We start from the raw sequence: 3,964 nt of genomic DNA on the forward strand, positions 1-3,964 counted from the left end.
AAGAGCTAGCGCAAGCTGAGCCTGATATCGATGCGCTCTTACCCTGGAACTTCAAACATTAGCAAGTTCGCCCTGTGGGTTCATGGGGCGGATACGTTTTTAGGCAGCGGAATAGAGTGTGACCATGGATAGTATTCAAAATAATACGGACAAAAAAAGACATGCTTGAGAAAGTTCAGGATATTGCTTCGATTAACGGGCTGGAATATGAAGTGAGCGGGAATGTTCTTAATCTTAAACTAGGCAGAGCCGCTGGAAAGGTTAAGATTAAATACGATTACGTTACGCGTTCATACGTCTACAACTGCAAGGAATATGCTGCTGGTTTTTCCAGCCTCATTTTCTTCGCTCTTTCGTTCAATACTCTGTATCAGGCAGACCAACAAGTATGGTCTGGCTACGTCGCAGGTTTGATGTTTGCGGTGGCAGTATTTAATTTGATCCAATTAGTGTTGTCTCACGTGCAAATGCTAGATATTAAAGCGCAGCTAAGAGAAGTCGGTATCTATCTAAAGTCTGCCGCATAAGAGCCTTTAGCTCCTTGTGTATCGTGAACAACTCAGCAATCGCTGAGTAACGATTGGTTAAGCCCTGCCATCGGTAGCTATGTGCTCAAATAAACAGCGCTAACGCCAATTGTTGGTGCTGTTTTTACTTTCCTCTTACACTCTTTTCAAATATCGAATCTAGTATCAAATTTCTCTTTGTTATACAGGCAAGTCTCTCATTATGAAGAACTTCTTTGATAGCGAACTCATGCTCTCTAGCTCTTTGAATTTCGTTTTGCTATCGCTTGGGCTAACGCTCCTTTTTCATCTTCCGATTTGGTGTGGGTTCAATTTGAGCCGTCGAAAGTGGAAGCTCATGGATTATTTATGGCCGTTCTTGGCGGGTATCGGGATGCTGGGTGCAGTGTCTGAGATTCGTGCGAAAGTAGCGGGTGATTGGGTTGAAACCGAACAAACTAGAGCGGTGGCGATTTTAGAATCGGTTCAGCAGTTTTCTTTGGATAAATTAAGAAGTGATACCTGCACCGGTCAGCCTTCTTTAGATAATCACGCTCAGCACCACGAAGCGTGTTTGTGGTATTTGAATACGGCGATCACGTTCAAAGATGTCGATTTTACCCTGTTACCCAACGCATCGGATTTTACGGTTCCTGCGCCGAGCGTGTCGCTGGTTGAAAGCGATGCAGTGTGGGTGGACGGTATGCTGAGTCAGTATGAGAAGCAGAAAAACCAATACATAAAAACCAGAGAAGCGCAGGTGAAGCAGCCATTAGAAAGCCTCTTCTGGTATGTGAGTCCTTACTTAGTCTGTTTCGCTATTGCGTTGCGTTTGACGAAAGTGACTGCAGAGCTCAAATTAGATAAGTGCGCATAGTTTTCCTATACCCAGATAGAAAAGGTGAAGTCATGAATGTGAGTGAGTTTTCTCGGTTGGTGGGTTTGTCAGCCCACACGCTTCGCTACTATGAAAAAATCGGCTTGTTGAAAAATGTTCAGCGAAACAGTAGCGGGCATCGAGTCTATACATCGAAGGACGTCACTTGGATTGAGTTCGTGAAGCGCTTAAAAGGCACCGCAATGCCACTGGATGAGATTTTAGAATACGCAAAGCTAAGGGAATTAGGGCCAGAATCTGTTTCGCAGCGCCAAGTGTTGCTGGAACAACATCAACAGAATTTGCGGTCCCATATCGAAGAACAGCAAAAGCATCTGGCTGCGCTAGAGCAAAAAATTAGTTTGTATCGAGATGGAAAAGTCCGTTGACTTAGAGTTGACTCTAACTTGTAAGGTGTTCCTGTGAACTATAAATACAGGAACAGACTCATGAATCAATCACGTTTTGAAACTGGCTTAGAAAGACTTAACCATATCGACGGAGAAGCAGGGCAACAGGTTATCGAAAGCCTGCAAGACATCTGCCCTGATCTTGCCAAATATACAATCGAATATCCCTTTGGTGACATCTATTCACGCCCCGGTTTGGATTTGAAATCGCGAGAGATTGCGACCGTCGCTGCCCTTACCGCACTCGGCAATTGTGCCCCTCAGCTTAAGGTGCATTTGAATGCGGCACTCAATGTTGGATGCAGCGAGGAAGAGATTAAAGAAGTGATATTGCAGATGTCGGTGTATGTGGGATTCCCTTCGGCACTCAATGGCATGTTTGCTTTCAAGGAAGTGCTTGCTGAGAGAAACACAGTGTAAGAGAAACAAAAAATACATTCTAAAAAGGGAGCCTCAACTTTGCTAAGTTGCGCTCCCTTTTTATTTATTGGTCAAGTTTTCAAGGTCCTAAACCTGAGGGTTCTCGATTCTTTAAGGTGACATAGACAGCGCGAATGACAACAAGATCGGCAAAGTCACCACGCTCAGGAAGTTGCCGAATAACACCATAGACGCGACTTTAGGCGGCTCGACATTGAACCTTTCTGCGAACAGGTAGTTCATCACTGCAGGTGGCAGCATGGTGAACAGCACCATCATTTGTAAGTGCAGCGTAGGCAGCGGAATAAAGAAGTAGATGATGGCAAAGGCGATGGCCCCTGTGAACAGAGATTGAGCCGTACACAGCAAGCCAACTTTGAGCCCACTCAGCTTCAAGTTGACCATTTGCGAACCTAGCGACAACAGCATGATAGGCACGGCAGCTTGGCCGAGTAGCGATGTGGCTTCGTAGATTGGATTCCAAACTGCAATGCCAGATAGGTTTAGCGTCATCGCTAATGCTGCGGCTAAGAATATCGGCATTTTGAGGATCTGTTTGATCGGATTACCTTCACTCAACAGCGCTAAGCCAACACTAATGTGCACGCAAGCCGACACCACAAACAGCAGTACTGCAGGGGCTAATGCGCTCTCACCAAAGGTATACGTGAATAGGGGAATCGCCAGGTTGCCACTGTTGCGGAACATGTGTGGCGGAGCCCAAGCTTTGAAATTGAGTTTAAAGATCTTGCAGATTGGTATCATCAATAAAGCAGGTACCAACACCGCAACCAAAGAAGCGGTGATGAGTGGCAGTTGTTCCGTGTCGAGCGGCATGGTGGTCAGCGATGCAAACACTAGCGCAGGAATACACACATCCATGTTGATGCGATTGATCGGTTTGAAATCGGGCTTGAGCCAACGACCCACTGCAAAGCCGGCACTGGCTAAAGCAAAAACGGGAAACAGAATGCTGACGACCTGTTCGAACATAGAATTCCTTTCTAGATTGGGTGCTTCTATTTAGCTGATAAACGAATGTTTTAGAGAGACGCTAAAGTGAAGTATGAAGTCGAAATGTATAAACATTAACCTATCAATATAATGACTTGGCGTCACCGAAGATCGTTGTCTGTGAGCGGTTAATTTATATTTCTTTGAATGAAGCACAAAAAAGACCAGTGGCATCAGCAACTGGTCTTTAAAGGCTAGATAAATCTGGACGGATTTTTAATTAACGACGGCTTGTCGCTGTCTAGCGATTGTTACTCGGTTTTAAGCCTAACTAACGAGCTTCTTGTAATCTTTGAAGTTCACATCGTAGGCTTTTTCGCCGTAGATGTAAGTCTCGCTAACGGTTCTGTCGTCACCCAAACTCATCAGTACAAACAGCTTCTCTTCCAGTTTGGTGGCTTGTTCCATTCTAAAGCGCATCAGTTGTGTAGCGTGCAAGTCGAGCACCACGAAATCCGCTTCTTTTCCGACTTCCAAGTTACCAATCTTGTCTTCTAGATGCAGTGAGCGAGCGCCGCCTAGTGTTGCCAAGAACAGCGATTTAGCCGGGTGCAGCTTCTTATGCTGTAACTGCATGATCTTGTACGCTTCACTCATGGTTTGCAGAATTGAGAAGCTGGTGCCTGCGCCTACATCAGTACCCACGCCGACACGAATGCCGTGATCTTCCATCTCAGGTAATCGGAACAAGCCCGAGCCTAAGAACAAGTTCGAAGTTGGGCAAAAGGCGATAGCAG

6 protein-coding genes are annotated in these 3,964 nt (G+C 45.6%); 4 read left to right on the plus strand and 2 right to left on the minus strand.

Annotation, left to right across the window (positions count from 1 at the left end; genetic code table 11):
* Positions 1–161: 161 nt before the first annotated feature.
* From IQQ51_RS10185 to IQQ51_RS10200, 4 genes are all read left to right on the plus strand, one after another.
* Complete coding sequence (locus IQQ51_RS10185; protein ID WP_193840981.1) at positions 162–527, plus strand: hypothetical protein; 366 nt, start codon at positions 162–164, stop codon at positions 525–527.
* A gap of 337 nt (positions 528–864) precedes the next feature.
* Positions 865–1,383 carry a hypothetical protein gene (locus IQQ51_RS10190; protein ID WP_017061602.1) on the plus strand — a complete coding sequence of 173 codons (519 nt, stop codon included), beginning with the start codon at positions 865–867 and terminating at the stop codon, positions 1,381–1,383.
* A 32-nt stretch (positions 1,384–1,415) separates the two neighbouring features.
* Positions 1,416–1,772 (plus strand): MerR family transcriptional regulator, encoded by a 357-nt coding sequence (locus IQQ51_RS10195; RefSeq protein WP_193840982.1) that lies wholly within the window; start codon positions 1,416–1,418, stop codon positions 1,770–1,772.
* Positions 1,773–1,832: 60 nt separating this feature from the next.
* The gene (locus tag IQQ51_RS10200) at positions 1,833–2,213 is read left to right on the plus strand and encodes a carboxymuconolactone decarboxylase family protein (protein ID WP_193840983.1); all 381 of its coding nucleotides are present in this window, start codon (positions 1,833–1,835) and stop codon (positions 2,211–2,213) included.
* Positions 2,214–2,324: 111 nt separating this feature from the next.
* Here the strand turns inward: IQQ51_RS10200 and IQQ51_RS10205 are convergent, their stop codons facing one another.
* Positions 2,325–3,206, minus strand: coding sequence for an AEC family transporter (locus tag IQQ51_RS10205; RefSeq protein WP_048611797.1), 882 nt, complete (start codon positions 3,204–3,206; stop codon positions 2,325–2,327).
* 288 nt (positions 3,207–3,494) lie between these two features.
* The coding region (locus tag IQQ51_RS26900; RefSeq protein WP_228012791.1) for an amidohydrolase family protein at positions 3,495–3,964 on the minus strand (470 nt) is incomplete at its 5' end.

The organism is Vibrio sp. OPT18 (genome assembly GCF_015163615.1).
In the GTDB taxonomy this organism is placed as follows: Bacteria; Pseudomonadota; Gammaproteobacteria; order Enterobacterales; family Vibrionaceae; genus Vibrio; species Vibrio coralliirubri.

What these genes read in the sequence shown, in the direction of transcription:
- IQQ51_RS10185 (WP_193840981.1), top strand. Translation starts at nt 162, where the DNA reads ATGCTTGAGAAAGTTCAGGATATTGCTTCGATTAACGGGCTGGAATAT.
- IQQ51_RS10190 (WP_017061602.1), top strand. Translation starts at nt 865, where the DNA reads ATGGATTATTTATGGCCGTTCTTGGCGGGTATCGGGATGCTGGGTGCA.
- IQQ51_RS10195 (WP_193840982.1), top strand. Translation starts at nt 1,416, where the DNA reads ATGAATGTGAGTGAGTTTTCTCGGTTGGTGGGTTTGTCAGCCCACACG.
- IQQ51_RS10200 (WP_193840983.1), top strand. Translation starts at nt 1,833, where the DNA reads ATGAATCAATCACGTTTTGAAACTGGCTTAGAAAGACTTAACCATATC.
- IQQ51_RS10205 (WP_048611797.1), bottom strand. Translation starts at nt 3,206, where the DNA reads ATGTTCGAACAGGTCGTCAGCATTCTGTTTCCCGTTTTTGCTTTAGCC.